Here is a 3,555-nt window from a genome sequence, read left to right as displayed (position 1 = left end):
TCGCTGTGATCTCATGGCGCCGGCTCAGGGCTGGCGTGTGTGGGGGAGCGTGGTCCGGATGAAACACACTGTTGGGTGTCTGAAACAGCACCGTTGAGCCCCTGTGGGGGTTCGGGTTGTTTCTGATGGCACTGATTCCCGAGATGCTTGTGGCCTTGCGGCCTGGGTGTGGGTGGGGTTGGTGTGTGTTGTTTGAGAACTGCACAGTGGACGCGAGCATCTTTAATTGTTTTGTGAATGTAAGTGTGTAAGAGCACACGGTGGATGCCTTGGCACCAAGAGCCGATGAAGGACGTAGTAGGCTGCGATAAGCCTCGGGGAGCTGCCAAACGAGCTGTGATCCGAGGGTGTCCGAATGGGGAAACCCAGCACGCGTGATGGCGTGTTACCCGCATCTGAATACATAGGGTGTGTGGAGGGAACGCGGGGAAGTGAAACATCTCAGTACCCGCAGGAAGAGAAAACAACAGTGATTCCGTCAGTAGCGGCGAGCGAACGCGGAGTAGGCTAAACCGCATGCGTGTGATACCCGGCAGGGGTTGCGTGTGTGGTGTTGTGGGGCATGATGTCCTTGGTTCTGCCGGACCGGGCGCTGATTGATCGCGGGTTAGGGGAACGACTTGGAAGGGTCGGCCGGAGAGGGTGAGAGTCCCGTACCTGAAAGCCTTGTGGCGGAGCGATTTGTGTACCCAAGTAGCAGCGGGCCCGTGAAATCTGCTGTGAATCTGCCGGGACCACCCGGTAAGCCTAAATACTTCTTGGTGACCGATAGCGGATTAGTACCGTGAGGGAATGGTGAAAAGTACCCCGGGAGGGGAGTGAAATAGTACCTGAAACCGTGTGCTTACAAACCGTCAGAGGCTTTAGGGCTGATGGCGTGCCTTTTGAAGAATGAGCCTGCGAGTTAGTGGTATGTCGCGAGGTTAACCCGTGTGGGGAAGCCGTAGCGAAAGCGAGTCCGAATAGGGCGTTTGTAGTGGCATGCTCTAGACCCGAAGCGGAGTGATCTACCCATGGCCAGTGTGAAGCGACGGTAAGACGTCGTGGAGGCGCGAACCCACTTAGGTTGAAAACTGAGGGGATGAGTTGTGGGTAGGGGTGAAAGGCCAATCAAACTCCGTGATAGCTGGTTCTCCCCGAAATGCATTTAGGTGCAGCGTCGCATGTTTCACCTCGGAGGTAGAGCTACTGGATGGCCGATGGGCCCTACAAGGTTACTGACGTCAGCCAAACTCCGAATGCCGAGGTGTGAGAGTGCGGCAGTGAGACTGCGGGGGATAAGCTTCGTAGTCGAGAGGGAAACAGCCCAGATCGCCGGCTAAGGCCCCTAAGCGTGTACTAAGTGGAAAAGGATGTGGGATCGCTGAGACAGCCAGGAGGTTGGCTTAGAAGCAGCCACCCTTGAAAGAGTGCGTAATAGCTCACTGGTCAAGTGGTCCTGCGCCGACAATGTAGCGGGGCTCAAGTACACCGCCGAAGCCGCGGCACTCACACAATAACCTCCTCCGGGCAGGTGTGTGGGTGGGTAGGGGAGCGTCGTGTGGCCATAGAAGCGCCGGAGTGATCCAGGTGTGGAGGCCACACGAGTGAGAATGCAGGCATGAGTAGCGAATGACGAGTGAGAAACTCGTCCGCCGGATGACCAAGGGTTCCTGGGTCAAGCTAATCTGCCCAGGGTGAGTCGGGACCTAAGGCGAGGCCGACAGGCGTAGTCGATGGACAACGGGTTGATATTCCCGTACCCGTGTATGCGCGCCCATGGTGAATCAGTGATACTAACCGCCCTGAATCCTCTGGAACACCCTTCGGGGTGTCGTGAGGTGGATGCGCGGGACCTGATCTGGTAGTAGCCAAGCGATGGGGTGACGCAGGAAGGTAGCTGGGCCAGTCAGTGGTTGTACTGGTGTAAGAGTGTAGGCCGCGACATAGGCAAATCCGTGTCGCATGAAGGCTGAGACTTGATGCATACCCGTTGTGGGGAATTCAGTGATCCTATGCTGCCGAGAAAAGCCTCTAGTGAGTTCATACACGGCCCGTACCCCAAACCAACACAGGTGGTCAGGTAGAGAATACCAAGGCGATCGAGAGAACTGTGGTTAAGGAACTCGGCAAAATGCCCCCGTAACTTAGGGAGAAGGGGGACCACGCCCGGTGACGGTCTTTACGGCCTGAGCTGGGGGTGGTCGCAGAGACCAGAGAGAAGCGACTGTTTACTAAAAACACAGGTCCGTGCGAAGACGTAAGTCGATGTATACGGACTGACGCCTGCCCGGTGCTGGAAGGTTAAGAGGACCGGTTAGCCGCAAGGCGAAGCTGAGAATTTAAGCCCCAGTAAACGGCGGTGGTAACTATAACCATCCTAAGGTAGCGAAATTCCTTGTCGGGTAAGTTCCGACCTGCACGAATGGCGTAACGACTTCTCTGCTGTCTCGACCACAGACTCGGCGAAATTGCACTACGAGTAAAGATGCTCGTTACGCGCGGCAGGACGAAAAGACCCCGGGACCTTTACTATAGCTTGGTATTGGCGTTCGATTCGGTTTGTGTAGGATAGGTGGGAGACTGTGAAGCATGCACGCCAGTGTGTGTGGAGTCGTTGTTGAAATACCACTCTGATCGTATTGACCGTCTAACCTCGGCCCATGATCTGGGTTAGGGACAGTGCCTGGTGGGTAGTTTAACTGGGGCGGTTGCCTCCCAAAGAGTAACGGAGGCGCCCAAAGGTTCCCTCAGCCTGGATGGCAATCAGGTGTTGAGTGCAAGTGCACAAGGGAGCTTGACTGTGAGACTGACACGTCGAGCAGGGACGAAAGTCGGGACTAGTGATCCGGCACCGGCAAGTGGAAGCGGTGTCGCTCAACGGATAAAAGGTACCCCGGGGATAACAGGCTGATCTTCCCCAAGAGTCCATATCGACGGGATGGTTTGGCACCTCGATGTCGGCTCGTCGCATCCTGGGGCTGGAGTAGGTCCCAAGGGTTGGGCTGTTCGCCCATTAAAGCGGCACGCGAGCTGGGTTTAGAACGTCGTGAGACAGTTCGGTCTCTATCCGCCGCGCGCGTAAGAAACTTGCGGAAAGCTGTCCCTAGTACGAGAGGACCGGGACGGACGAACCTCTGGTGTGCCAGTTGTTCCACCAGGAGCATCGCTGGTTAGCTACGTTCGGAAGGGATAACCGCTGAAAGCATCTAAGCGGGAAGCCTGTTCCAAGATGAGGTTTCTCACCACCATCGCGTGGTTAAGGCCCCCCACAGACCATGGGGTTGATAGGCCGGAACTGGAAGCGCAGCAATGCGTGGAGGTGACCGGTACTAATAGGCCGAGGGCTTACACACACAACAAGTTTTCAAAAAGACAAGTTCGCGTCCACTGTGCAGTATCTGAAACAACACACCCGCCACACACACGTGTGGCCGGGCCTTGTTTCACAGAGTTACGGCGGCCATAGCGGCAGGGAAACGCCCGGTCCCATTCCGAACCCGGAAGCTAAGCCTGCCAGCGCCGATGGTACTGCACTCGCGAGGGTGTGGGAGAGTAGGTCACCGCCGAACACAA

The 3,555-nt window shown here is 56.5% G+C and carries 2 rRNA genes; both read left to right on the top strand.

Annotation, left to right across the window (positions count from 1 at the left end):
• Positions 1 to 237 precede the first annotated feature (237 nt).
• A 23S ribosomal RNA gene (locus ACWIFB_RS17165) occupies positions 238 to 3,335 on the top strand.
• 99 nt (positions 3,336 to 3,434) lie between these two features.
• Positions 3,435 to 3,551, top strand: a 5S ribosomal RNA gene (gene rrf / locus ACWIFB_RS17160).
• The last annotated feature ends 4 nt before the right edge of the window (positions 3,552 to 3,555 follow it).

The organism is Dietzia sp. NPDC055340 (genome assembly GCF_053645335.1).
The sequence above is the reverse complement of the archived record's forward strand: the minus strand, read 5'-3'. Positions and strand labels throughout refer to the sequence as shown.